General features: G+C 68.7%; 21 protein-coding genes and 1 pseudogene. 12 read left to right on the top strand and 10 right to left on the bottom strand.

Annotated features, from left to right (window positions below; genetic code table 11):
- From ACNKFW_RS11960 to ACNKFW_RS11945, 4 genes are all read left to right on the top strand, one after another.
- Positions 1-1,287 (top strand): zinc ribbon domain-containing protein, encoded by a 1,287-nt coding sequence (locus tag ACNKFW_RS11960; RefSeq protein ID WP_147428555.1) that lies wholly within the window; start codon positions 1-3, stop codon positions 1,285-1,287.
- Between the two features lie 18 nt (positions 1,288-1,305).
- The gene (locus ACNKFW_RS11955) at positions 1,306-2,226 is read left to right on the top strand and encodes a carbohydrate kinase family protein (RefSeq protein WP_147428557.1); all 921 of its coding nucleotides are present in this window, start codon (positions 1,306-1,308) and stop codon (positions 2,224-2,226) included.
- A gap of 210 nt (positions 2,227-2,436) precedes the next feature.
- Positions 2,437-3,123 carry an exopolysaccharide biosynthesis protein gene (locus tag ACNKFW_RS11950; protein WP_024845512.1) on the top strand — a complete coding sequence of 229 codons (687 nt, stop codon included), beginning with the start codon at positions 2,437-2,439 and terminating at the stop codon, positions 3,121-3,123.
- A gap of 733 nt (positions 3,124-3,856) precedes the next feature.
- On the top strand, positions 3,857-4,402 hold the full coding sequence (locus ACNKFW_RS11945; protein ID WP_024845513.1) for a CAP domain-containing protein: 546 nt from the start codon (positions 3,857-3,859) through the stop codon (positions 4,400-4,402).
- A gap of 30 nt (positions 4,403-4,432) precedes the next feature.
- Here the strand turns inward: ACNKFW_RS11945 and ACNKFW_RS11940 are convergent, their stop codons facing one another.
- From ACNKFW_RS11940 to tauA, 8 genes are all read right to left on the bottom strand, one after another.
- Positions 4,433-5,413 (bottom strand): phosphate acetyltransferase, encoded by a 981-nt coding sequence (locus tag ACNKFW_RS11940; protein ID WP_024845514.1) that lies wholly within the window; start codon positions 5,411-5,413, stop codon positions 4,433-4,435.
- Positions 5,414-5,417: 4 nt separating this feature from the next.
- The gene (locus ACNKFW_RS11935; protein WP_147428559.1) at positions 5,418-6,434 is read right to left on the bottom strand and encodes a YeiH family protein; all 1,017 of its coding nucleotides are present in this window, start codon (positions 6,432-6,434) and stop codon (positions 5,418-5,420) included.
- A gap of 186 nt (positions 6,435-6,620) precedes the next feature.
- On the bottom strand, positions 6,621-8,402 hold the full coding sequence (gene xsc / locus ACNKFW_RS11930; RefSeq protein ID WP_147428561.1) for a sulfoacetaldehyde acetyltransferase: 1,782 nt from the start codon (positions 8,400-8,402) through the stop codon (positions 6,621-6,623).
- Between the two features lie 12 nt (positions 8,403-8,414).
- The gene (locus tag ACNKFW_RS11925) at positions 8,415-9,806 is read right to left on the bottom strand and encodes an NAD(P)/FAD-dependent oxidoreductase (protein WP_147428563.1); all 1,392 of its coding nucleotides are present in this window, start codon (positions 9,804-9,806) and stop codon (positions 8,415-8,417) included.
- 8 nt (positions 9,807-9,814) lie between these two features.
- Positions 9,815-10,231 (bottom strand): nuclear transport factor 2 family protein, encoded by a 417-nt coding sequence (locus ACNKFW_RS11920; protein WP_147428565.1) that lies wholly within the window; start codon positions 10,229-10,231, stop codon positions 9,815-9,817.
- A gap of 89 nt (positions 10,232-10,320) precedes the next feature.
- A complete protein-coding gene (locus tag ACNKFW_RS11915; protein WP_024845519.1) occupies positions 10,321-11,148 on the bottom strand; it encodes an ABC transporter permease subunit in 828 nt (275 codons plus the stop codon).
- On the bottom strand, positions 11,141-11,950 hold the full coding sequence (locus tag ACNKFW_RS11910; protein WP_024845520.1) for a taurine ABC transporter ATP-binding protein: 810 nt from the start codon (positions 11,948-11,950) through the stop codon (positions 11,141-11,143). The genes ACNKFW_RS11915 and ACNKFW_RS11910 overlap by 8 nt, the downstream gene beginning before the upstream one ends.
- Positions 11,951-12,015: 65 nt before the next feature.
- Entirely contained in the window at positions 12,016-12,993 is a 978-nt protein-coding gene (gene tauA / locus ACNKFW_RS11905; RefSeq protein WP_418025554.1) for a taurine ABC transporter substrate-binding protein, read from the bottom strand.
- A gap of 206 nt (positions 12,994-13,199) precedes the next feature.
- On the opposite strand from tauA, the gene ACNKFW_RS11900 reads away from it, so the two are divergent.
- From ACNKFW_RS11900 to ACNKFW_RS11880, 5 genes are all read left to right on the top strand, one after another.
- Entirely contained in the window at positions 13,200-14,687 is a 1,488-nt protein-coding gene (locus ACNKFW_RS11900; protein ID WP_024845522.1) for a PLP-dependent aminotransferase family protein, read from the top strand.
- A 418-nt stretch (positions 14,688-15,105) separates the two neighbouring features.
- Positions 15,106-15,615, top strand: coding sequence for a bifunctional 3-hydroxydecanoyl-ACP dehydratase/trans-2-decenoyl-ACP isomerase (gene fabA, locus ACNKFW_RS11895; protein ID WP_024845523.1), 510 nt, complete (start codon positions 15,106-15,108; stop codon positions 15,613-15,615).
- Positions 15,616-15,636: 21 nt separating this feature from the next.
- Positions 15,637-16,866, top strand: a complete 1,230-nt coding sequence (gene fabB, locus ACNKFW_RS11890) for a beta-ketoacyl-ACP synthase I (RefSeq protein WP_147428569.1) — start codon at positions 15,637-15,639, stop codon at positions 16,864-16,866.
- A gap of 19 nt (positions 16,867-16,885) precedes the next feature.
- The gene (locus tag ACNKFW_RS11885) at positions 16,886-17,674 is read left to right on the top strand and encodes an enoyl-ACP reductase FabI (protein ID WP_024845525.1); all 789 of its coding nucleotides are present in this window, start codon (positions 16,886-16,888) and stop codon (positions 17,672-17,674) included.
- Entirely contained in the window at positions 17,674-18,534 is an 861-nt protein-coding gene (locus ACNKFW_RS11880; protein WP_147428571.1) for an alpha/beta fold hydrolase, read from the top strand. The genes ACNKFW_RS11885 and ACNKFW_RS11880 overlap by 1 nt, the downstream gene beginning before the upstream one ends.
- A 97-nt stretch (positions 18,535-18,631) precedes the next feature.
- Here the strand turns inward: ACNKFW_RS11880 and ACNKFW_RS11875 are convergent.
- A pseudogene (locus ACNKFW_RS11875) lies at positions 18,632-19,027 on the bottom strand (Ldh family oxidoreductase); the annotation flags it as partial.
- Positions 19,028-19,238: 211 nt separating this feature from the next.
- Here ACNKFW_RS11875 and ACNKFW_RS11870 point away from each other — a divergent pair.
- The gene (locus ACNKFW_RS11870) at positions 19,239-20,135 is read left to right on the top strand and encodes a LysR family transcriptional regulator (protein ID WP_024845529.1); all 897 of its coding nucleotides are present in this window, start codon (positions 19,239-19,241) and stop codon (positions 20,133-20,135) included.
- A 158-nt stretch (positions 20,136-20,293) separates the two neighbouring features.
- On the top strand, positions 20,294-21,700 hold the full coding sequence (gene aspA, locus ACNKFW_RS11865; RefSeq protein ID WP_028710771.1) for an aspartate ammonia-lyase: 1,407 nt from the start codon (positions 20,294-20,296) through the stop codon (positions 21,698-21,700).
- A 36-nt stretch (positions 21,701-21,736) separates the two neighbouring features.
- Here the strand turns inward: aspA and ACNKFW_RS11860 are convergent, their stop codons facing one another.
- Positions 21,737-22,939 carry a pyridoxal phosphate-dependent aminotransferase gene (locus ACNKFW_RS11860; protein ID WP_147428572.1) on the bottom strand — a complete coding sequence of 401 codons (1,203 nt, stop codon included), beginning with the start codon at positions 22,937-22,939 and terminating at the stop codon, positions 21,737-21,739.
- 105 nt (positions 22,940-23,044) lie between these two features.
- Between ACNKFW_RS11860 and ACNKFW_RS11855 the strand changes: the two genes are divergently transcribed.
- Positions 23,045-23,290: a succinate dehydrogenase assembly factor 2 gene (locus ACNKFW_RS11855; RefSeq protein WP_051419801.1), complete on the top strand. Its 246-nt coding sequence runs from the start codon at positions 23,045-23,047 to the stop codon at positions 23,288-23,290.
- The last annotated feature ends 10 nt before the right edge of the window (positions 23,291-23,300 follow it).

Below are 23,300 nucleotides of genomic sequence, written 5' to 3'. Positions count from 1 at the left end.
ATGCCGACCCCGCCCTCGGAATACCGCTATCCTTGCGAGAATTGCGGCGCCAGCCTGGAATTCTCGCCGGGCCAGCAAAGCCTGGTCTGCCCCTATTGCGGGCATGAAAGCCATATCGGCCCCGGCCCCGCCCGCGCGCCCTCGCGCCAGGCGCAGCAGGGGCCATGGGGCGAAAGCGCCATCCTGCTCGACCCGGCGACCGGGCGGGCGCTGCAATGGGACGGCGGGCACAAGGCGCCGCAATTGCAGGAACTGCCGCTGGAACACGGGCTGTCGCTGGACCGGCACAGCGACCTGACCGAGACGATACGCACCCTTTCCTGCCCGAATTGCGGCGCCAAGGTCGAGATCACCAGCGACCGCCACGCCTCGGCCTGCCCGTTCTGCGCCACCGCCGTCGTCACCGACACCGGGACGACGCGCCACATCAAGCCGCAGGGCGTGCTGCCCTTCGTCATCACCGAGGCGCAGGCGAAAGCCGCGCTCGAGGACTGGCTCAAGGGGCTCTGGTTCGCGCCGACGGGCCTGACCGCCTATGCCCGGCGCGGCAAGAAGATGAGCGGGGTCTATTCGCCCTTCTGGACCTTCGACGCCGACACCGCCTCGCGCTACAGCGGCGCCCGCGGCGACTGGTATTACGAAACCGTCTATGTCACGCAGATGGTGAACGGCCGCCAGCAGCGGGTGGCGCAGCAGGTGCGCAAGACGCGCTGGACCCCGGTTTCGGGCCAGGTGGCGCGGAATTTCGACGATGTGCTGGTGCTGGCCTCGACCTCGCTGCCGCGCCGCATCACCGATGCGCTGACGCCTTGGGATCTGTCGCATCTGGTGCCCTACCGGCCCGAATACCTCGCCGGTTTCCTGGCCGAGGGCTATACGATCCCGCTGGGCTCCGGCCATGACATCGCCCGGCAGGAAATGGCCGGGGTAATCGCCATGGACGTGCGCCGCGCCATCGGCGGCAACGAACAGCGCGTCACCGGCATCGAGACCCGCTTCGCGAACGAGACCTTCAAGCATATCCTGCTGCCGGTCTGGACCGCCGCCTATCGCTACAACGGCAAGAGCTATCGTTTCGTGGTCAACGGCCAGTCCGGCCGCGTGCAGGGCGAACGGCCCTGGTCTGCCTGGAAGATCGCCCTTGCCGTGCTGCTGGCGCTGGCGCTGCTTCTGGCGGCGCTGTGGCTGAACGAGCGCGGCGGTTTCATCCGCATCGGCGCGGCCCCGATCACGCAGGATATTTCCATCGCCGACAGTTACCGCTATCAGGAGACAGGAACGGGCTGACGAAGGAAGGGGAGGGCCATGATCCTTTGCGCCGGGGAATCGCTGATCGACATGGTGCCCGAGGGCGCCAATTACCGGCCGCTGCCCGGAGGCGCGGTCTACAACACCGCCATCGCGCTCGGCCGCATGGGGGCGCAGACGGGCTATCTCTGGCCGATCTCGCGCGACACGTTCGGCGAGACGCTGCTGCGCCCGCTGGCCGAGGCCGGGGTGGATACCGGGCTTTGCCCGCGCAGCGACCGGCTGACCACACTGGCCTTCGTGACCCTGACCGGTGGCGAGGCACGCTATTCCTTCTATGACGAGGGCTCGGCCGGGCGCATGTTCGCCCCCGAAGACCTGCCCGAGATCCCCGATACCGTCTCGGCGCTGTTCATCGGCGGCATCAGCCTGGTGCCGGACCCCTGCGGCGCCGCCGTCGAGGCGCTGGTGGAGCGCGTGCGCCACCGCGTGCCGGTGATGCTGGACCCCAACATCCGCCCCTTCTTCATCGCCGACGAGACGGCCTATCGCGCCCGGCTCGACCGGCTCATCGCCATGGCCGACCTGGTCAAGCTCTCGGGCGACGACCTCGACTGGCTGATGCCGGGCGCAAGCTTCGAGGAGGCCGCCGCCGCGATCCTGTCCCGCGGGCCGCGGGTGGTCTTCCAGACCGGCGGTTCGGCCGGCGCGCGCGCGCATTGGTCGGGCGCGCCGCTCTCTGCCCGGGCGGTGCGGGTCGAGGTCGCCGACACGATCGGCGCCGGCGACACCTTCAATGCCGGCGTCCTGGCCGCGCTGGACCGCGCCGGGGTGCTGACGCGCCAGGGGCTGGAGACGCTGGCGCCGGAATCCATCGCCCAGGCGCTCGCGCTCGGCACAAGCGCGGCGGCGATCACCGTCTCGCGCCCCGGCGCCGACCCGCCCTGGGCGCATGAACTGGCCGCCCTGCCGGGCTGAAGGACGGCAGCGCCGGCGCTTTCACCGTTTCCCAAATACCCCGGCGCAAGGCGGCAACTCCGGCGCCGCGCGCCTTCCGGGCAACCCGTCCGGCAAGCCGCTGGCGGGGGGCGACAGCCGGGCCGGGCATTTCCGGACAAGGCGTCTTGAAACCCCGGCCGCCTGTCCCAAGATAGAACCACCGAACCGCGGCAACCGTCAGGAGACCGAATGCCTGCACAAGGCAAAGGCCCGCCTTCCGGCGATCCCGATCCCGGTCCGGCGGCCGGGAACCAGGATCTGCGGCCGGGAAACGGCCCGCCTTGGCGGCGTGAGCATCTTTCGGACGTGCTGACCCGAATCGCCGGCGACACCAGCCGCGACAGGCTCAGCGTCACCGACCTGCTGATCCTGCTGGAGGGGCGTGCGACCGCCGGGCTTCTGCTGCTGTTCGCCTTTCCTAACATCCTGCCCATGCCGCCGGGCACCTCGGGCATCCTGGGCCTGCCGCTGGTCTATCTCTCGTTCCAGATGATGCTGGGCCAAAGGCCCTGGCTGCCGCGCTTCATCGCCCAGCGGTCGCTGCCGCGCGCGGATTTCGCGGCGATCCTCGCGCGCTGCGCGCCCGCCCTGGTCCGGGCCGAAAGGCTGCTCATCCCCCGCATCCTGCCCCTGTCCTCACCCTTGGCGGTGCGGCTGGTGGGCGGGCTTTGCCTGGGACTTTCGATCGTGCTGCTGCTGCCGATCCCGCTCGGCAACATGCTGCCGGCGCTGGCCCTCGCCATCCTCGCGCTTGGCGTGCTGGAGCGGGACGGGCTGTGGATCGTCGGGGGCGGCCTGCTGGCCATCCTGGCCTTTGCCATCATCTGGGGCGTCATCTGGGCATTCATCCGCGGCCTGTCCCTGCTGTTCGCCTGAGCCATCCGGGCCGGGCGATCACCCGCCGGAAGATGCCAGGGACGGCGGCACAGGCCGGAAAGCCGAAGGCGGGCCGCAGCCGGAACAGCCGGACATGCCGCGCGGCCGGGCCGGACGAAAAGCGCCATGGTGCCGGCGACCTCCTCCAGCGTCACCGCCTGCAATGGCCCGGTATCAGGGTCGCCAGCCCGCGGATCAACCCGCCGGCCACCCAGCCGCTTGCCGGCTGGAAAGGCCGAGACCTGATGCCGGTCCACCGCAATGACCGGGAAACGCAGCGCCCGACGCGTCCCCGCCGCCGCACAGGCGCGAAACTGGGCCTCGGCCCCGGCGACCGGGACGGCCGAGGCATCCTGGCAAGCATTGTCCCGGAGCGTGCCCACGCAGCCTACCGCCGCGTCGATGTCGCGAAGATGCGACTGCCGGCCTCCGACCCGGTGGCCTGCCGGAAATCCGCACAGACCCGGTGCGAGACCGTGCCAGGCAGCGCCGGCACAGCGCGGCGAACGGCTATCCAGGACGGGACGAACCTCCGGCAGGCGGCATTGTGCAGCGCCGGGCCGCGGAGCCGGAACAATGTCCGCCCAGGGTGGTTATACACGCATAACGTGTCCGAAGATCGCCGGCGCAACCCCGTTCAAGGCTGCCGCGACCCGCATTTCGATCGTGCTTTCGTCAAGGTTTTTCCAGTCGTGCCGCAGGCGTTCTTCCATCGCACCAGGAGGAAAACACCATGCCGCACCGGATCCCGCCCCCCCGAGGCAAGGCGCTTGCAGCCTGCCTGCTGCTTGCCGCCTGCACCGCGACGCCGACCGCAGGCCCGGACAAGGGCCATGACATACAGGTCTCGTCGCCGGGCCTGGTCGAGTGCAGCGCCCCCAGCCCGCAGGTCGTCCAATCCGGCCTGAACGCGACCAACCGCGCGCGCAGCCGGGCCGGGCTGCCGGCGCTTCAGGCCGATGCCCTGCTGTCGCAGGCCGCCGCCGCCCATGCCTGCGACATGGCGCAGCGCGGCCGGATGAGCCATGCCGGCAGCCGCAGCAGCGGCCCGGCACAAAGGCTCAAGGCGCTGGGATATGCGCCGCGCATCACCGCCGAGAACATCGCCGCGGGGCCCTATGGCACCGAACAGGTGCTGGGGGAATGGAACAGCTCCAGCGGGCATCTGGCCAATATCCTGATCCCGCAGCTGCGGCAGTTCGGCATCGGCCATGCCACCGGCGCGGATGGCCGGACCCGCTTCTGGTCGGCGGTCTATGCCGCCCCGGCCGGGCGCTGAGCGCAGGGGATCGGCCGCAGCGCCGCCGCCCTATCGCGCCGCGGCCTGCATGCCCTGGCCTGCCTGAACCGCGGTGACGGCGGCCGCGTCGACGATGTCCTGCACCGAGCAGCCGCGCGACAGGTCGTTGGCGGGTTTAGCGAGGCCCTGGAGGATGGGTCCGATGGCGGTAAGGCCGCCGAGGCGCTCGGCAATCTTGTAGCCGATATTGCCCGCGGCCAGGTCGGGAAAGACAAAGACGTTCGGCCGCCCCGACAGCCGGCTTGCCGGCGCCTTCCTGGTCCGGATCGCCTCGTCCAGCGCCGCGTCAAACTGCATCTCGCCGTCCACCTCCAGCTCGGGGGCGGCGGCGCGGATCAGCGCCAGCGCCTCGCGGATGCGGCCAAGGCTCGGGTGATCGGCCGAACCCGCGGTCGAGAAGGACAAAAGCGCCACCCGCGGCTCCTCGGCCAGCAGCCGGCGGCAGCTTGCGGCGGCCGAAAGCGCGATGGCGGCCAGTTCCTGCGCATCGGGCTGGATCACCAGCCCGCAATCGGCGAAGATCATGCCGCCCTTGATCGGCGCATCGGGTCCGCAGGACAGCATCAGGAAAAAGCTGGACACGATCCCCGCATCCGGCGCCCGGCCGATGATCTGCAACGCGGCGCGGACGGTATCGGCGGTGGTGGCGACGGCGCCGCCCAGCGTGCCGTCGGCCTGGCCCAGCCGCACCCGCATCGCCGCCTGGCGGATCGGGTCGCGCATCTCGTCGCGCGCGCGCTCGGCGGTCATGCCCCTGGCCGCGCGCAGCCGGTGCCAGTGGTCGGCCAGTTCCGCCAGGTCCGGCGCGCCCGCCGGGTCGATGCGGCCGGCGCCGGGGATCCGGGGCCCGCCCATCAGGGTGACGCGGGCCAGCCCCTCGGCCAGCAGCCGGCGGGCGGCCTCGGCCACGCGCGGGTCGTCGCCCTCGGCCAGGATGATGTGGCGATCCAGCGCCCTGGCGGTCTCGTGGATGCGGTCGAGCGGTTTCATGGCGTTACCCCAAAAGATGCAGGCCGGCGGTGACGAAGACGGCCAGGAACACGGTCTCGGCCAGGATCAGCGCGATGGCGCCGGTGCCGACCTCGAGCATCTTGCCGAGCGAAGTCTTGATGCCGACCGCGGCAATGGCGATCAGCAGCGCCCAGCGAGAAAGCTGGCCGGCGAAATCCGAGACCCCCTGCGGGATCAGCCCCAGGCTGTTCAGCCCCGCCAGCGCCAGAAAGCCGATGACGAAGCCCGGCAAGAGCGGCGGCGCCTTGCCGCCATCGGCATCGGCCAGCCCGCGCGCCCGGATCGCCAGCGAAAAGCACAGCACCACCGGCGCCAGCATGGAAACGCGGATCAGCTTGACCAGTGTCGCGGTCTCGCCCGTCTCGGGGCCGATGGAAAAGCCGGCGCCGACCACCTGGGCCACGTCATGGATGGTGCCGCCCAGGAAGACGCCGGAATCGCGCGCCGTGAAGCCGAAAAGCCCGGCCAGCATCGGGTAAAACACCATGGCCACGGTCGAAAGCACGGTAACGGACAGCACGGTGAAGACCAGGTCGCGCTCGGATTTCTCGTACCGCGGCAGAACGGCGGCGATGGCCATGGCCGCCGAGGCGCCGCAGATCGCCACCGAGCCGCCGGTCAAGAGCGCAAAGCGCCAGCCGCGGCCGACCAGCCGGCTGGCGGCAAGGGCAAACAGGATGGTCAGCACCACGCCCGCCACCACCAGCGCGATGGCGCCCGGCCCCAGCGCCGCCAGCATGCCGGCCGAGATGCGCGCGCCCAGAAGCGCCACCCCCAGCCGCAGAACGGTGCGGGCGGTAAAGGCGATGCCGGGGGCGGTGCGGGTGCCGTCCTCGGCCAGGAAGTTCAGCGCCAGGCCCAGGAGCAGCGCCAGCAGCATGGCGGGGGCGCCGTAATGATCCGACAGGAATTGCGCCGTGGCCGCGACCAGGGCCGAGACGGCGAAGCCCGGAAAGGCTTCCTCGATCAGGCCGCGCGAAGGGATCATGGTGGAAATCATCGTCCTCACCGGGATGCGGGGATGGGCCGGGGCGCTTGCCGCGCGCCGGGCGATGTCATGGGGGTCGCGGGTGGCACCGGGCCGCCGAAGGGGGCTCTGCCCCCCGCGCTTGCGCGCGCCCCCCGGGAGTATTTGGGAAACGGTGAAAGGCAGGGAGCGCCGCTGCCTTCCGCCGCCTCCCCCCGGTCAGGCCGCGCCCTGCTGCGGGCGCATGTCGGCCGGGTCGATGCCGGCCACAACCACCGGCTTCTTCATCGCGTCGCGGCGGAAGGGCTCGCCCAGTTCCTGGTTCAAGAGCACCTCGATGAAGGTGGTCTCGCGGTTCTTCATCTGCCGCTCGACCGCATCGTGCAGCGCCGCGGTCAGTTCGTCCTGGCTCTTCACCTGCACGCCCCGCAGCCCGCAGGCCTCGGCGATCTTGGCATAGGAGGTGTCGCGGTCCAGTTCCGTGCCGACGAAATTGTTGTCGTACCACAGCGTCGTGTTGCGCTTTTCCGCCCCCCATTGGTAGTTGCGGAAGATCACCATGGTGATCGCCGGCCAATCGTCGCGGCCGCAGGCGGTCATCTCGTTCATCGAGATGCCGAAGGCGCCGTCGCCGGCAAAGCCGATCACCGGCACGTCGGGATTGCCGATCTTGGCGCCCAGGATCGCCGGGAAGCCGTAGCCGCAGGGGCCGAACAGCCCCGGCGCCAGGTATTTCCGCCCCGCCTCGAAACTGGGATAGGCGTTGCCGATGGCGCAGTTGTTGCCGATGTCCGAACTGACGATGGCCTCCTTCGGCACCGCCTGCATGATCGCCCGCCAGGCCTGGCGCGGGCTCATCAGCCCGGCGTCGCGCTTGCGCGCATCCGCGTTCCAGACCGTGCCGGGATCGTCCTCCTCGTGGTCGAGGCTCGACAGTTCCTGCGCCCAGCGGGATTTGGTCTGCGCGACCAGCGCCTTGCGCTCGGCGCGGCCGGCATCGCCCGCCTGGGGGGCAAGCTGCGCCAGGATCCCCCGCGCCACCTTGGCCGCGTCGCCCTGGATGCCGACGGTGACCTTCTTGGTCAACCCGATGCGGTCGGCGTTGATGTCGACCTGGATGATCTTCGCCTCTTTGGGCCAATAGTCGATGCCATAGCCCGGCAGGGTCGAGAACGGGTTGAGCCGCGTCCCCAGCGCCAGCACCACATCGGCCTTGGCGATGATCTCCATCGCCGCCTTCGAACCGTTATAGCCCAAGGGGCCCATGGCCAGCGGGTGCGAGCCGGGGAAGCTGTCATTGTGCTGGTAGTTCGAGCACACCGGCGCATCCAGCCGCTCGGCCAGCCGGACCAGATCCGGGATGGCGCCCGACAGCACCACGCCGGCGCCCGACAGGATCACCGGGAACTGCGCCTCGCTGAGCAGCCTGGCCGCCTCGGTCACCGCCTGCTCGCCGCCCGCGGGACGCTCGAAACCCACGACCTGCGGCAGTTCCACGTCGATGACCTGGGTCCAGAAGTCGCGCGGGATGTTGATCTGCGCCGGGGCCGAGTTGCGCCAGGCCTGCATGATCACCCGGTTCAAGACCTCGGGGATGCGCGAGGCGTCGCGCACCTCTTCCTGGTAGCAGACGCAATCGGCGAAGATGCGCATCTGCTCCATCTCCTGGAAACCGCCCTGGCCGATGGTGCGGTTCGCCGCCTGCGGCGTGACCAGCAGCAGGGGCGTGTGGTTCCAGTAGGCGGTCTTGACCGGCGTCACGAAGCCGGTCACGCCGGGGCCGTTCTGCGCGATCGCCATCGACATCTTGCCGGTCGAGCGGGTGAACCCGTCCGCCATCATCCCGGCATTCGTCTCGTGCGCGCAGTCCCAGAAGGTGATGCCCGCCTTGGGGAACAGGTCGGACACCGGCATCATCGCCGAGCCGATGATCCCGAAGGCATGCTCGATCCCGTGCAGCTGGAGGGTTTTGACGAAAGCTTCCTCGGTGGTCATTTTCATGGCGATGGCTCCTTATTTGCGCTCGTCGCGGAAGTGATAGAGTTTGTAGAGGCCCCATTGGCCGAGGCGCCGGAACGGCGTCCGCCAGCCCTCATGCGGCAGTTCGGTGTTGAAGATCGGCAGGTCGGGCACCGCCTCGCCGGCGACCAGCTGCGCCATGCGCCGCCCGGCCATGGCGGAATACATCACGCCGTTGCCGCCGTAGCCCAAGGCGTAGAAGGCGCCGGGCAGGTCCGGCAGGCCGGTGATGCGCGGCATCATGTCGTGGCTGACATCCACCCAGCCCCACCAGCTGTAGTCCAGCGCGATGCCGCGCAGGGCCGGGAACTTGCGGGCCATCCCCTCGCGCAGCGCGTCCAGATGCGCCGGGTTCGCGGCATCGCGGCCGGTAATCGCGGCGCGCGAGCCGATCTGCAGCCGGTTGTCGGGCAGCAGCCGGTAGTAATGCCGCAGCGTCCGGGTGTCGGTCAGCGGCGAGCGTTTTTGGATGCCGACCGCTTCCAGTTCGTCGGGCGTCAGCACGCGGGTAACGATGCTGTTCGACATGATCGGCATCAGCCGGTCCCGAAGCCGCGGATGCAGGCTGCGCGGCGCATAGGCCGCCGTCGCCACCGCCACCCGCTTGGCGCGCACCGTGCCGCCCGGCGTGCGCAGGTGATGCAGGCCGTTCCGGTAGTCCCAGCCCTGCACCGGGCTGTCGACATGCACCCTGGCGCCCAGTTCGCGGACGACGCGCAGATAGCCGAAGGCCAGTTTCGCGGCATGGATACCGACGCCGTCCGCCTCCCACATGGCGCCATGCGCCTCCTGGTCGCGCACCACCTCGGCATGCAGCTCGTCGCGCGAGATCATGCGGGCATCGTAGCCGAAGGTGTCGCGCAGCAGCGCCGCCTCGCTTTCCAGGGCCGGCAGCACGCTGGCCTTGTGGGCGATATAGTAATGCCCGCCATCCTGCGGATCGCAGTCGATCGCATGGTCGCGGATCAGGCCGCGGAACAGATCGAAGGCCTCGCAGACCTCGGCATGCAGGCGCTTCGCCACCTCGAGGCCCCAGCGTTCGATCCACTGGCTGCGCTTGAGCCGACCCGAGCTGATCTGGGCCTGGCCGCCGTTGCGGGTCGAGCAGCCATAGGCAACGCCGTTCGCTTCCAGCACCACGGCCTTGATGCCGTGCATCTTGGCCAGGTGAAGCGCGCAAGACAGGCCCGTATAGCCCGAGCCGATCACCACCACATCGGCATCCATGTCGCCCGTGACCGGGCCGTCATCCGGCGGCGGGGTGCCGGCGGTGCCGATCCAGTAGGTCGGCGCGTAATCGCTGCGCGGGCCCAGGCTGCGGGCCGTGATGGGGTCGTAGAACGGGTCGTAGGGCTGGGCGCCCGCTCGTTTCTCGATCGCCTGCATGGCGGGCCTCATTTCTCGACAAGGGCGGGTGCAGAGGCGGGGATGGCCGGGCGCTGCTTGCGGATCGCCTGCTTCTCGACGATCCGGCCGCCCGCGATGCGGAACAGGTCGACGCCCTGCACCTCGGTCCGGCTGCCGTCCGGGTTGGTGGCGCGGAAGGTCCATTGCGAGACGCCGCGGCTGCCGTCCTCGGACAGGAAATGCGTGTGATCGGCCCATTCGACGTCCGGCATCGTGGTCCAGACCGCCTCGAAGGCCCTGGCGATGGCCGCCTTGCCCTCGACCTTGTTGCCGTATTCATGCTCGCCGGCGACGGTGTAGAACACGCAGTCCTCGGCGAAATGGGTCATCACGCCGTCGATGTCGTGGCGGTTGAAGGCGTCGAAGGTGGCCTTCAGGTCGTCGGCGGTCAGTTTGCGGGTCATCGGTGGATACTCCTTTCCCGGTCGGCGGCGCGCAGGCGCGCCTCCGGGACGTTTGCGGTGAATGGTGGCGGGTCAGGTCCGGGGCGGGATCAGACCTTGCCCTTCCAGGGGATCAGTGCCCGCTCGATGCGGCGGATCAGCAGGTCGAAGGCAAAGGCCAGGATACCGATCACGATGATCCCCATGATCACGGCGTCGCTGGCCAGGTATTCGGCCGAGTTCAGCACCATGAAGCCCAGGCCGCGATGGGCGGCGACCATCTCGGCCGCGACCAGCGTCGTCCAGCCCACGCCGATGCCGATGCGCATGCCGGTAAAGATCTCGGGCAGCGCGGCCTTGAGGATGACGTGGAAGATCACCTGCAGCTTGCTGGCGCCCATGGCGTAGGCGGCATGGATCTGCTCGATCGAGACCGAGCGCACGCCGGCGCGCGCCGCGATGGCCATGGGGGCAAAGATCGCCAGGAAGATCAGAAAGACCTTGGGAAACTCGCCGATGCCCAGCCAGATGATGATCAGCGGCAGATAGGCCAAGGGCGGCAGCGGGCGGTAGAACTCGATGACCGGATCCAGCAGGCCGCGGATCACCCGGTTCACCCCCATCAGGATGCCGACCGGCACCGCGATGGCCAGCGCCAGGAAGAAGGCGCCCAGCACCCGGCCGAGGCTTGCCAGCGTGTGCTGGGCCAGGGTCGAGTTCGACACGCCCTCGGTCGCGGCCAGCACGAACTTGCCCCAGACCGCGGCGGGCGAGGGCAGGAACAGCGGCCTGACCCAGCCCATGCCGGTGACCAGGAACCACAGCGCGATCAGCGCGACCGCCGTGGCCAGGCTGATAAGCGCGCTGGAGCCGTCGCCGGGGGCGCCATAGGATACGCCGGGCCGGGCCGGGCGTGCTTTCGTCAGCCGGTCAAGCATGGATCTTTTCCCGCTCGCCGGCGCGTTCGTCGCCATAGATGATGCCAAGGATCTGCTCCCTCATCTCGATGAAATCGGGGCTGGACTTGATGGCGCGGGCATTGCCCTCGGCCAGGAAGCGGCGGTTGAAGTCCAGCTCGTAGGTGTGGGTGATGCGGCCCGGCCGCGGCGACATGACGATCAGCCGCGAGCCGAGAAACAGCGCCTCCTCGACGCTGTGGGTGATGAAGAAATACATCTTGTCGGTCTGCTGCCAGATCTGAAGCAGCAGTTCCTGCACCGTCTCGCGGGTCAGCGCGTCCAGCGCCGCCATCGGCTCGTCCATCAAGAGCATGGCCGGGTCGCAGGTCAGGGCGCGGGCGATGCCGACGCGCTGCTGCATGCCGCCCGAGAGGTGATAGATCATGTGCTTGTGGAAATCCTGCAACCCGACCAGCGCCAGGTTTTTCACCGCGCGCTCGCGCCGCGTCCTGGCGTCCACGCCCTGCAGCTTCAGGCCGAACTCGACATTGTCGATCACGTTCAGCCAGGGCAGCAGCGCGTGTTTCTGGAACACCACGCCACGGTCGGCACCGGGGCCGGTGACCGGCCGCCCGCCTAGGGTGATCTGCCCGGCCGAGGGCGCCATGAACCCGGCCATCAGGTTCAGAAGCGTGGTCTTGCCGCAGCCCGAGGCGCCCAGCGCCACGACGAAATCGCCGCTCTTGACCTCCAGGTTCACGCCTTTCAGCGCGGTGACCGGGGCACCCTTGTGGTGGCCGGGGTAGATCAGGCTGACGTCGGAAACTTTCAATGTCTGCATATCAGCGGTCTTTCCGAGAAAGGGGTTACAGGCAGGCGGGATGCGGCCCCGAGGGGGCCGGCCGCCTATTGTGCCGCGGCCTGGGCGAAGCTCGGGTTCACGAAGGGCGCGTAATCCTCCAGCGCGGCGTCGATCTGCTTCTGCTCGACCAGGAAGCGGGCGCTTTCGCCCAGCGCGCGGACCGCGCCGCCGGTCAGCCAGGTCTCGGATGCCTGCTCGGCCGCGTCGGGAAAGGACAGCATGTTCAGCGCCTCGATCGTGCCGGCGGCATCGCCACCGATGGTCTTGACGATGCCTGCGACCTGCGGCGAATCCTCGGTCCAGGCCGCCTTGTCGGCGTTGTAATCGGCATAGGCCCCGGCCAGCGCCCTGGTAAAGGCGACCATGAACTCCGGGTTCTCGGCGGCGAATTTCTTGTCCGCCACCAGCCCGTCAAAGGTCGGCACGCTGGCCGCGCCGATCTGTTCGCTGTCGGCGATCACCGTGCCTTCCTTCATCAGCTCGGTCAGCACCGGCGGCCAGACATAGGCGGCATCGATGTCGCCGCGCTGCCAGGCGGCCAGGATCTGCGGCGGCTTCATGTTCAGGATGTTGACGCCGCGCGGGTCGATCTTCCAGACTTGGTCCATGCCGACGAGCAGGTGGAAATGCGCGGTCGAGACGAAGGGCACGGCGACCTTCTTGCCGGTCAGATCCCCCGGCGCCTCGATGCCCGAGCCGTTGCGGGCGACCAGCGCCTCGGACTTGCCGATATTGTCGAGGATCCAGAACAGCTCGAACTCCACCCCCCGCGTCGCCGCGGCGGCGATCCCGGTCGAGCCGATCACCCCCACCGGCACGTTGCCCGAGGCCAGCGCGGTCGAGATGTCGCCCCCGGACGAGAACTGCCGCCAGTCGATCTTGTAGCCCGCCTCCTTGGCGGCGGCGTCCAGCCGGCCGTCGGCGATGGCGGCGATGAAGGGGCCGACGATCTGCTGGTAGCCCACGACCACGGTGGTCTCGGCATGGGCCGGGGCCGGGCCGAGGCCGGCGCCAAGCGTCATCGCGGCCAGGAAGATTCCGGCCCGGTTCATATTGGTCATTGTCGTGACTCCCTGTCTTTCGATTGTTGGTCTTCCGACGCGGCCGAGCCCTTGGGCTCAGCCCTTTCTCTGTTGGCTTGCAGCTCTGCATGGCTGCTTCTTGCGACAAAATGTTGCAGGTGGCGGGGCACAACGATATGTCCAGTTGAAAGCAAAGATAAGTCCAGATGAGCGACCGGATTCCCGTCGAGATGTTCTTCCTGCGCGACAGCGAGGCAGGGACGCTGCAAGCGCGGCTGGCGGCGGCCATCGTGCGGGCAATCCTGGAAACCCGCGCACGGCCTGGCACCCGGCTGCCCTCGTCGCGGGGTCTGGCCGAAACGCTGGGCATCTCGCGCATGACGGTGACGCTGGTCTATCAGGAACTGATCAGCCAGGGCTATCTGGAGACGCGGCCGCGCTCCGGCGTCATGGTCGCCGCCACCGTGCCGCACCGCCGGCTGAAGGTGCAGGAACCGCTGCCGCATGAAACCGCGCTCGACTGGGACAGCTGGCTTGCGGGCGAGCTGCCGCGCCAGCGGGTGATCCGCAAGCCGGCGAACTGGCGCGATTTCCGCTATCCCTTCATCTACGGGCAAAGCGACCCGGCGCTGTTTGACCACAACGCCTGGCGCGACTGCGCCCGCCGGGCCTGGGGGACGCGGGATTTCGGCGAGCTGGCCTCGGATCTTTATGGCGCCGACGACCCGATGCTGATCGACTATATCTGCTCGCATTCCCTGCCCCGGCGCGGCATCCAGGCCGAGCCGGACGAGGTGCTGGTGACGCTGGGCGCGCAGAACGCGCTCTTCATCACCGTCGAGCTGCTGGCGCGGGGCGACCGGCTGGCGGTGACCGAGGATCCGGGCTATCCCGATTTCGCCGAAACCCTGCGCCGCGCCCACAGCCCGACCACCTTCCTCGACGTGGACGAGGGCGGGCTGAACCCCGAGCTGCTGCCGCAGGGCACGCGGCTGGTGATCGTGACGCCCAGCCACAACATCCCGACCGGCGCCACCATGCCGCTGGCGCGGCGCCGCGACCTGCTGGCCCGCGCCGCCGCGCATGACTTCCTGATCGTCGAGGACGATTACGATTTCGAGATGTCCTATCTCGCGCCCCCCGCGCCGGCGTTGAAATCGCTCGACCGCTCGGGGCGGGTGATCTATGTCGGCAGCTTCTCGAAATCGTTGTTTCCGGGGCTGCGCATCGGCTACATGGTGGCGCCGGCGCCCTTCATCGCGCGGGCCCGCGCGCTGCGCGCCATCATGCTGCGCCACCCGCCGAACCATCTGCAAAGGATCACCGCCTATTTCCTGGCGCTCGGCCATTACGACGCACATATCGTGCGGCTGCGCGGCGCGCTGAAACGCCGCCGCGCGCTGATGGAGCAGGCGCTGGCGGCCACCGGGCTGCGCATCGCCGGGGCGGCGCGCTCGGGCGGATCGAGCCTGTGGGTCGAGGGACCGGCCGGCATCGACAGCACCGTCCTGGCCGCAAGGCTGCAAGAGGACAGCGTGCTGATCGAACCGGGCGAAGTCTTTTTCGAAACCCCGCCGCAGCCCTGCGCCTTCTTCCGGCTGGGCTATTCCTCGATCCGCGAGGACGACATCGCGCCGGGCATCGCCCTGATCGCCCGCCGGACCCGCGAGCTGGCCGCGGAACAGGCCGGCTGACCGCCTGTTCCGCAGGCAGATGTCGCGGCCGCTGCAGGGCTGGGGGCTTTGCCCCCGCGCGTTCCGCGCTCCCCCAGGATATTTGGACATGGAAGAAGCCGGGGCGCGACATCCCGCCGCCCAGTTCTTTCTTGCATAAATATCCTGCGGGGGTCCGGGGGCGCAAAGCCCCCGGCTGCGGTGCCGGCCAAGCCGTACAAGGCCAATCCCCTCTGCCGGGCAGCAGGGTTGCGGCAAATCGTCCGCCGCGCTTCCGTCTTGCGCAACCGCCGGCCCATCCACCGCAAAAACCCGCAAAACCTGCGCCCTTGCGCCTTGCCGGGACGGAATGATAGACCCGAAGGCAAGTTTGGCGCGGGCCTTGCCCGGCAGCAGCCACAGCAGATAACGCAACGTCGGATCAGGGGAACCCACACGCATGACGATGACACGGACCAGCTTTGACAAGGAAGATCTGCTGGCCTGCGCCCGTGGCGAGTTGTTCGGCCCCGGAAATGCCCAATTGCCCGAGCCGCCGATGCTGATGATGGACCGCATCACCGAGATTTCCGCCGATGCCGGCCCGCATGGCAAGGGCCATGTCGTCGCCGAATTCGACATCCGTCCCGACCTGTGGTTCTTTGCCTGCCATTTCCCCGGCAATCCGATCATGCCCGGCTGCCTGGGCCTTGACGGGCTGTGGCAGCTGACCGGCTTCAACCTGGGCTGGCGCGGCTGGCAGGGGCGCGGCTACGCGCTCGGCGTGGGCGAGGTCAAGCTGACCGGCATGGTCCGGCCCGACCGCAGGCTCTTGCGCTATTTCGTCGATTTCACCAAGGCGGTCCAGACCCGTCGCCTGACCATGGGCGTCGCCGACGGCCGTGTCGAGGCCGACGGCGAAACCATCTACGAGGTCAAGGACATGAAGGTTGCCCTGTCGGCCGCCTGACACATGAACAAGGAGCACGCCATGCGCCGTGTCGTCATCACCGGGCTGGGCATCGTCTCTCCCATCGGCAACAATGCCACCGAGGTCACCGAAAGCCTGCGCGCCGGCCGCTCGGGCATCGTCTTCGCCCCCGAATATGCCGAGCACGGCTTTCGCAGCCAGGTCCACGGCATGCCGCAGATCGTGCTCGAGGACCATGTCGACAAGCGCAACCTGCGCTTCATGGGCGCGGGCGCGGCCTATAACTTCATCGCCATGCAGCAGGCGATCGAGGATGCGGGGCTCTCGCCCGAGGATGTCTCGAACGAACGCTCGGGCCTGGTCATGGGCTCGGGCGGGCCGTCGACCGCCAACCTGTTCGAGGCGCATCGCACCGTGATCGAGAAGGGCGCGCCCAAGCGCATGGGCCCCTTCATGGTCACGCGCTGCATGTCCTCGACCAATTCGGCCTGCCTGGCCACGCCCTTCAGGATCAAGGGCGTGAACTATTCGATCACCTCGGCCTGCTCGACCTCGGCGCATTGCATCGGCAACGGCGCCGAGCTGATCCAGATGGGCAAGCAGGACATCGTCTTCGCCGGCGGCGGCGAGGAGCTGGACTGGACGCTGTCCTGCCTCTTCGATGCCATGGGGGCGATGTCGTCCAAGTATAACGACACGCCGCAGACCGCCTCGCGGCCCTTCGACGCGACCCGCGACGGTTTCGTCATCGCCGGCGGTGCCGGCGTGGTGGTGCTGGAGGAACTGGGCCACGCCCTGGCCCGCGGCGCCCGCATCTATGCCGAGGTCACCGGCTATGGCGCGACCAGCGACGGCTATGACATGGTCGCGCCTTCCGGCGAGGGCGGCGAGCGCTCGATGCGGCTGGCGCTGTCCACCCTGCCCGAGGGGCGGCGCGTCAGCTATGTCAATGCGCATGGCACCTCGACCCCGGTGGGCGACGTGGGCGAGATCAAGGCGCTGCGCCGGGTCTTCGGCGAGGGCGCGGTGCCGCCGGTGTCGTCGACCAAGTCGCTGACCGGGCATTCGCTGGGCGCGACCGGCGTGCATGAGGCGATCTATTCGCTCTTGATGATGCAGCAGGGCTTCATCGCCGCCTCGGCCAACATCACCGAGCTGGATCCCGAGATCCGCCCCGCGGAGATCGCGCAGACGCGCATGGATGATGTCGATTTCGATAGCGTCCTTTCCAACAGTTTCGGTTTTGGCGGCACCAATGCCACGCTGGTCATGTCGAAATACCGCGAATAAACCAAGAAAAGGTTAAGCCATGGGCGAATTGATGAAAGGCAAACGCGGCCTGGTGATGGGGGTCGCGAATGACCGCTCGATCGCTTGGGGGATTGCGAAGGCGCTGGCGGATCAGGGCGCGGAACTGGCCTTTTCCTATCAGGGCGAGGCTTTCGGCAAACGGGTCGCGCCGCTGGCGCAATCGCTGGGCTCGGACTTCCTGATGGATGTCGACGTGCTGGACGACGACTCGCTCGACCGTGCCTTTGCGGCGATCCGGTCGCGCTGGGGCGGGCTGGATTTCCTGGTCCATGCCATAGCCTATTCCGACAAGAACGAGCTGACCGGGCGCTTCATCGATACGACCCGCGACAATTTCAAGAATTCCTTGACGATTTCCTGCTATTCGCTGATCGACCTGGCCCGGCGGGCGCAGCCCCTGATGACGCATGGCGGCTCGATCATCACGCTGACCTATGCCGGTTCGAACCGGGTCACGCCGTTCTACAACGTCATGGGGGTGGCAAAGGCCGCGCTGGAATCCTCGGTCCGCTACCTGGCCAACGACCTGGGCCCCGAGGGGATTCGCGTCAATGCGATCAGCCCCGGCCCGATGAAGACCCTGGCCGGCGCGGCCATCGGCGGCGCCCGCAAGACCTATCGCCATACCGAGGCGAACGCGCCCATGCGCGCCAATGCCACGCTGGAGGCGATCGGCGGCACGGCGGTCTGGCTGTGTTCGGACTGGGGCGCCTGCACCACGGGCGAGATCGTGCTGGTCGATGGCGGCTATCACGTGCTGGGCATGCCGCAATCGGAAAACCTGTGATGCCCGTCCGCTTCTTCCGGGCCGAGGACGGCGCCCGGCTGGCCTATCGCGACGAGGGCGAGGGCTTGCCGGTCCTGGCCCTGCCGGGGCTGACCCGGACGGGGCGGGATTTCGACTATCTGGTGCCGCATCTGACCGGCGTGCGGCTGATCCGGCCGGATTACCGCGGCCGCGGCGATTCGGACTGGACCGGTGCCGACAGCTATACCGTCCCGCAAGAGGCGCGGGACGCGCTGGCGCTGCTGGATCACCTGGGCATCGCGCGGGTGGCGGTGCTGGGTACCTCGCGCGGGGGGCTCATCGGCATGCTGCTGGCCGCGACGGCGCGCGACCGGCTCCTGGGCCTGTGCCTGAACGATGTCGGCCCGGTCCTGCAGCGCAGCGGGCTGGAGCGGATCTTCGACTATGTCGGCCGGAACCCGGCCGCGAAAAGCCTGGAGGACATGGCGCAGCGCCTGCCCGCGCTCATGCCCGGCTTTGCCGGCGTGCCGGCAAGCCGATGGCTTGAGGAAGCCCGGCACCATTACGTCGAGACGCCCGCCGGCCTGCGCATCAATTACGACCCTGCCCTGCGCGATGCGTTCCTGGCCGCCTTCGACGGACCCGAGGTCGATCTGTGGCCGCTGTTCGACGCCACGCAGGGGCTGCCCCTGGCGCTGGTCCGCGGCGCCAATTCGGACTTGCTGTCGCATGATACCGCGATCGAGATGCAATGCCGGCAGCCGGGGATGATCCTGGCCGAGGTGCCCGGCCGCGCGCATGTCCCCTTCCTGGACGAGCCCGAATCGCTGGCCGCGATTCGGGGCTGGCTTGCCGCCATGCGGCAGGCCCACCCGCCGGCCGCGCAATTTCCGGCATGACCGAAAAGCCCGCGGCGGTTTGGGCGGGGCGGCCCTGCGCCCAGGGCACCGGCCCTTTCTGCGGCTGGGCCATGGCAGGCCCGGCAAGGCCGCGCGCCGCCAGCGTCTCGACCTCGGGCCAGAGGGCCGAGCTATGCACGCAACCGTCGACGGCCAGCACCGCCAGCCCCGGCTTGTCGGCCCACCCGGCCAGCACCGGCAGGCCCAGCTTGAAGGCGGCGGGGGAAAAGCCGGCGCCGGCCTCGACCCGGATCACGGCGCTGCCCTCGTCGATCAGCTCCGGCCGCGCATCGGGCGAGACCTTGCCGGTCGCCAGGGTGCGCAGGCAGTCTTCGATGCGATAGATGTCATGCGATTTCGCGCCGTCGCGTTCGGCGGCGGTGATGATGCGGGCGATGGCATCGGCCTGCTGGGCGTTGAAGCCGGCGCGCGTGAACAGCGATTCGACCGTCCGGCCAAACTCGGCCACCGTCACCGTCGTCCCGTCGTCCATGCGCCCTTTCCCTGGCTGATGCCCGCCAGAAAACCGGGCTTTCCGGCCTGGGCCAAGCGTTCAGGCCGGATCGCCGCCACCCGGACGGCGCCGGCCGATGCCGCGGTCCCGCCAAGCCACGGCCATCGCGCGCCAGGGCAGCAGCCCGGCGGGCAGTCGGGCATGGCGCGCGGGCGACGGCTCGGCTAAAGCGACGCAAAAGGGAGGGCGCATGGATCTGAAATGGCTTGAGGACTTCCTGAGCCTGGCCGAGACGCACAGCTTCTCGCGCTCGGCCGAGCTGCGCGGCGTCACGCAGAGCGCCTTCAGCCGCCGCATCCGCGCGCTGGAGGAATGGCTCGGCACCGACCTGCTGTCGCGCGACAGTTATCCGGTGACGCTGACGCCCGAGGGCGTGCTGTTTCGCGAAACGGCCGAGGAGGTGGTGCGCATGATCCATGCCCGCCGCGCCGAGTTCCGCGACCATGCCCGCAGCCGCGGCGGCGAGATTTCCTTCGTGGCGCTGCACAGCCTGACCGTGACCTTCCTGCCCGGCTGGCTGATGCGGCTGAAGGCGGCGGCGGGCCAGATGACCAGCCGCGTCAAGCCCGAGAATTTCGACCGCTGCATCGAGGCGCTGACCGAGGGCGGCTATGACTTCTTCCTGACCTATGCCCATCCGCAGGTGAACATCCCGCTGGACCCCTCGGGCTATCCGCATCTGGTGGTGGGCCATGACAGCCTGGTCGCCGTCGCCCGTCCGGGCTGGCCCGAGGAATGGCTGACCGAGGGCATGCCGATGTTGAAATATTCGCGCGGCTCGTTCCTGAACGCCATGGCGCGCATCGCGCTGGCCCAGCCCGGCGCGCCCAGGGTCTATGTCGCCCATACCGACGAAGCCAGCATGGCCGAGGCGATGAAAAGCATGGCCGTGGCCGGGCATGGCCTGGTCTGGCTGCCCCGCCGCCTGGTCGAGGCCGAGATCGCGACCGGCCGGCTGGAGGTCGTGGCCCCCGAACTGCCGATGGAGATCCGGCTTTACCGCAATGCCGCGCGCGGGCGCGGCATCACCGGCCGGGTCTGGCAGGCCGCGCGCGAGCTGGGCGAAGGTTATGCAGGATCGGAATAACCCAGCGCGACTTCGCATTGGAAAATACGCGCGATCCTGCCTAAATCTTTGACACACGGGGCGCGCGAACGCCCTGCCATCGCAACAGATCCGACAGAAATGCGCATCGCGCCCGCACCGCCGCCCCGGCGGGCGGCGCGCCTGTGCCCGAGGTGAACATGACCAAGACCCGCATCGAACACGACCTGCTTGGCGACCGCGAGGTGCCTGCCGACGCCTATTGGGGCGTCCACAGCCTGCGCGCCGTCGAGAATTTCCCGATCTCGGGCCGGCCGATCGGCGAAATTCCCGAACTGATCCGCGCCCTGGCCGCGATCAAGCAGGCGGCGGCGCTGGCCAATGCCGATCTGGGGCTGCTCTCGGCCGAGCGCCGCGACGCCATCGTGGCCGCCTGCGAGGAGATCCGCGCCGGCCGGCTGCACGACCAGTTCGTCGTGGACCAGATCCAGGGCGGCGCCGGCACCTCGACCAACATGAATGCCAACGAGGTGATCGCCAACCGTGCGCTGGAGATCATGGGCCATGCCAAGGGCGAGTACCAATACCTGCACCCCAACGAGCATGTGAACATGAGCCAATCGACCAACGACGTCTATCCGACGGCGTTGCGGCTGGCCTCGTGGCGGGGCTTGCAGAACGTGATCGCGGCCCTGGCCTCGCTGCGCGGCGCCTTTGCCGAGAAGGGTGCGGAATTTGCCGAGATCCTGAAAATGGGCCGCACCCAGCTGCAAGAGGCGGTGCCGATGACCCTGGGCCAGGAATTCAACGCCTTCGCCATCACCATCGGCGAGGACGAGTTGCGCCTGGCCGAGGCGGCCGCCCTGATCTGCGAGATCAACCTGGGCGCCACCGCCATCGGCACCGGCATCACCACCCATCCCGACTATGCCGAGCGGGTGCGGGCGCGGCTGGCCGAGATCACGGTGATCCCGGTCGTCACCGCCCCCGACCTGGTCGAGGCGACGCAGGATTGCGGCGCCTTCGTGCAGGTCTCGGGCGTGCTCAAGCGCGTGGCGGTCAAGCTGTCGAAGATCTGCAACGACCTGCGGCTCTTGTCCTCGGGGCCGCGGGCCGGTTTGAACGAGATCAACCTGCCGGCGAAACAGGCCGGCTCCTCGATCATGCCGGGCAAGGTGAACCCGGTCATCCCCGAGGTGGTCAACCAGGTCGCCTTCGAGGTGATCGGCAACGACATGACCATCACCATGGCCGCCGAGGGCGGGCAGTTGCAGCTGAACGCCTTCGAGCCGGTGATCGCCTACAGCATGTTCCGCTCGGTCAGCCACCTGATCGCGGCCTGCAACACGCTGGAGCATAATTGCGTGCGCGGCATCACCGCCAATCGCGACGTGCTGAAGGAAACCGTGCGCCGCTCGATCGGTATCGTCACGGCGCTGAACCCCTATATCGGCTATGCCGCCGCCACCGAGCTTGCGACCGAGGCGCATCTGACCGGCCGCGGCGTCTATGAGCTGGTGCTGGAAAAGGGCCTGCTGCCGAAAGAGCGTCTGGACGCCATCCTGCGCCCCGAAAGCCTGACCAAGCCGCAGCTTTTCGTGAACTAGGGCGGGCGCGGCGGGGTTCCGGCCCCGCCGCTTCGCTCAGCGCAGCCCCTCGCAGAAGGCCCTGATGCGGGCGCAGGCATCCGCCAGCACCGCGTCCGAGGTGGCATAGGAGATGCGGAAATGCGGCGAGAGCCCGAAGGCCGCGCCAAAGACCACCGCCACCCCGGTCTCGTTCAGCAGCGCGGTGGCGAAGGCTTCGTCATCCACGATCTGCGTGCCGCCGGCCGAGGTCTTGCCGATCAGCGCCGCGATCGAGGGATAGACATAGAACGCCCCCTGCGGCACCGGGCAGTCGATGCCGGGACAGGCGTTCAGCCCCGCGACCACCAGGTCGCGGCGGCGCTGGAACACGGCGCGGCTTTCGGCGATGTAGTCCTGCGGCCCCTGCAACGCGGCCAGCGCGGCATATTGGCTGATTGAGCAGGGATTCGAGGTCGATTGCGACTGCAGCTTGGCCATGGCGCGAATCAGTTCCTCGGGGCCGGCGCCATAGCCGATGCGCCAGCCGGTCATCGCATAGGCCTTGCTGACGCCGTTCATGGTCAGGGTGCGCGATTTCAGCCCCGGCTCGACCTGCGCCGGCGTGACGAAGCGGAAATCGTCAAAGACCAGGTGCTCGTATATGTCATCCGCCAGCACCCAGACCTGCGGGTGGCGCATCAGCACCTGGGTCAGGGCGCGCATGTGTTCGACGGCATAGCCCGCGCCGGTGGGGTTCGAGGGCGAATTGAGGATCAGCCATTTCGTCCGCGGCGTGATCGCGGCCTCCAGCTGTTCGGGGGTGATGCGATAGCCGTTCTGCATCGCGCCCTCGACCACCACGGGCGTGCCGCCGGCCAGCAGCACCATGTCCGGGTAGCTGACCCAATAGGGCGCCGGGATGATCACCTCGTCGCCCGGATTCAGCGTCGCCATCAGCGCGTTGTAAAGCACCTGCTTGCCGCCGGTGCCGACCGTCACCTGCGCGGGCGCATAGTCCAGCCCGTTTTCCCGCGCGAACTTGTCGCAGATGGCGCGTTTCAGTTCCGGGATGCCGTCCACCGCGGTATAGCGGGTATGGCCGGCGTCGATGGCGGCCTTGGCCGCCTCGCGGATATGGGCAGGCGTGTCGAAATCGGGCTCGCCGGCGGACAGGCCGATAATGTCCCGCCCCTCGGCCGCAAGCTCGCGGGCGCGGGTGGTGATGGCGATGGTGGGCGAGGGTTTGACGCGGGCGAGCGTCTGCGACAAAAAGCTCATCGAATTCATCCTGCGGCTGGCTGTCCCGTCATAGGGGCGGCGCCGCGGACAGGCAAGCCGGGGGCAAGCGTGGACGAGAACGAAGCAAGGCTGAAGCGGCTGCGGATGCGCAGCTGGCGGCGGGGCACCAAGGAGATGGACCTGATCCTGGGCCCCTTCTCGGACAGCGAGCTTGATGGGCTGAGCCCCGAGGAGCTGGACCTTTACGAGGCGCTGCTGAGCGAAAACGACCAGGATCTGTATCCCTGGATCACCGCCCGGCTGGGCGACGCCCGCCCCGGACCGCAGGCGCTGCTGCCCATCCTGGACCGCGTGGCGGGTTTTGCCCATCAGCGGCTGGCACGGAAATAGGCGCAATTTT

Source organism: Paracoccus sp. TD-10 (assembly GCF_048270675.1).
Lineage (GTDB): Bacteria > Pseudomonadota > Alphaproteobacteria > Rhodobacterales > Rhodobacteraceae > Paracoccus > Paracoccus pantotrophus.
This window is presented reverse-complemented; position numbering and strand designations above follow the sequence as displayed.

Bases quoted from the DNA above. Each gene is read 5' to 3' on its own strand.
- ACNKFW_RS11910 (WP_024845520.1), bottom strand. From the start codon at position 11,950: ATGCAGACATTGAAAGTTTCCGACGTCAGCCTGATCTACCCCGGCCAC.
- fabB (WP_147428569.1), top strand. From the start codon at position 15,637: ATGCGCCGTGTCGTCATCACCGGGCTGGGCATCGTCTCTCCCATCGGC.
- ACNKFW_RS11860 (WP_147428572.1), bottom strand. From the start codon at position 22,939: ATGAGCTTTTTGTCGCAGACGCTCGCCCGCGTCAAACCCTCGCCCACC.
- tauA (WP_418025554.1), bottom strand. From the start codon at position 12,993: ATGACGCTTGGCGCCGGCCTCGGCCCGGCCCCGGCCCATGCCGAGACC.
- ACNKFW_RS11900 (WP_024845522.1), top strand. From the start codon at position 13,200: ATGAGCGACCGGATTCCCGTCGAGATGTTCTTCCTGCGCGACAGCGAG.
- ACNKFW_RS11915 (WP_024845519.1), bottom strand. From the start codon at position 11,148: ATGCTTGACCGGCTGACGAAAGCACGCCCGGCCCGGCCCGGCGTATCC.
- ACNKFW_RS11955 (WP_147428557.1), top strand. From the start codon at position 1,306: ATGATCCTTTGCGCCGGGGAATCGCTGATCGACATGGTGCCCGAGGGC.
- ACNKFW_RS11920 (WP_147428565.1), bottom strand. From the start codon at position 10,231: ATGACCCGCAAACTGACCGCCGACGACCTGAAGGCCACCTTCGACGCC.
- ACNKFW_RS11940 (WP_024845514.1), bottom strand. From the start codon at position 5,413: ATGAAACCGCTCGACCGCATCCACGAGACCGCCAGGGCGCTGGATCGC.
- aspA (WP_028710771.1), top strand. From the start codon at position 20,294: ATGACCAAGACCCGCATCGAACACGACCTGCTTGGCGACCGCGAGGTG.
- ACNKFW_RS11935 (WP_147428559.1), bottom strand. From the start codon at position 6,434: ATGATTTCCACCATGATCCCTTCGCGCGGCCTGATCGAGGAAGCCTTT.
- ACNKFW_RS11885 (WP_024845525.1), top strand. From the start codon at position 16,886: ATGGGCGAATTGATGAAAGGCAAACGCGGCCTGGTGATGGGGGTCGCG.
- xsc (WP_147428561.1), bottom strand. From the start codon at position 8,402: ATGAAAATGACCACCGAGGAAGCTTTCGTCAAAACCCTCCAGCTGCAC.
- ACNKFW_RS11945 (WP_024845513.1), top strand. From the start codon at position 3,857: ATGCCGCACCGGATCCCGCCCCCCCGAGGCAAGGCGCTTGCAGCCTGC.
- ACNKFW_RS11880 (WP_147428571.1), top strand. From the start codon at position 17,674: ATGCCCGTCCGCTTCTTCCGGGCCGAGGACGGCGCCCGGCTGGCCTAT.
- ACNKFW_RS11960 (WP_147428555.1), top strand. From the start codon at position 1: ATGCCGACCCCGCCCTCGGAATACCGCTATCCTTGCGAGAATTGCGGC.
- ACNKFW_RS11855 (WP_051419801.1), top strand. From the start codon at position 23,045: ATGCGCAGCTGGCGGCGGGGCACCAAGGAGATGGACCTGATCCTGGGC.
- ACNKFW_RS11950 (WP_024845512.1), top strand. From the start codon at position 2,437: ATGCCTGCACAAGGCAAAGGCCCGCCTTCCGGCGATCCCGATCCCGGT.
- fabA (WP_024845523.1), top strand. From the start codon at position 15,106: ATGACGATGACACGGACCAGCTTTGACAAGGAAGATCTGCTGGCCTGC.
- ACNKFW_RS11925 (WP_147428563.1), bottom strand. From the start codon at position 9,806: ATGCAGGCGATCGAGAAACGAGCGGGCGCCCAGCCCTACGACCCGTTC.
- ACNKFW_RS11870 (WP_024845529.1), top strand. From the start codon at position 19,239: ATGGATCTGAAATGGCTTGAGGACTTCCTGAGCCTGGCCGAGACGCAC.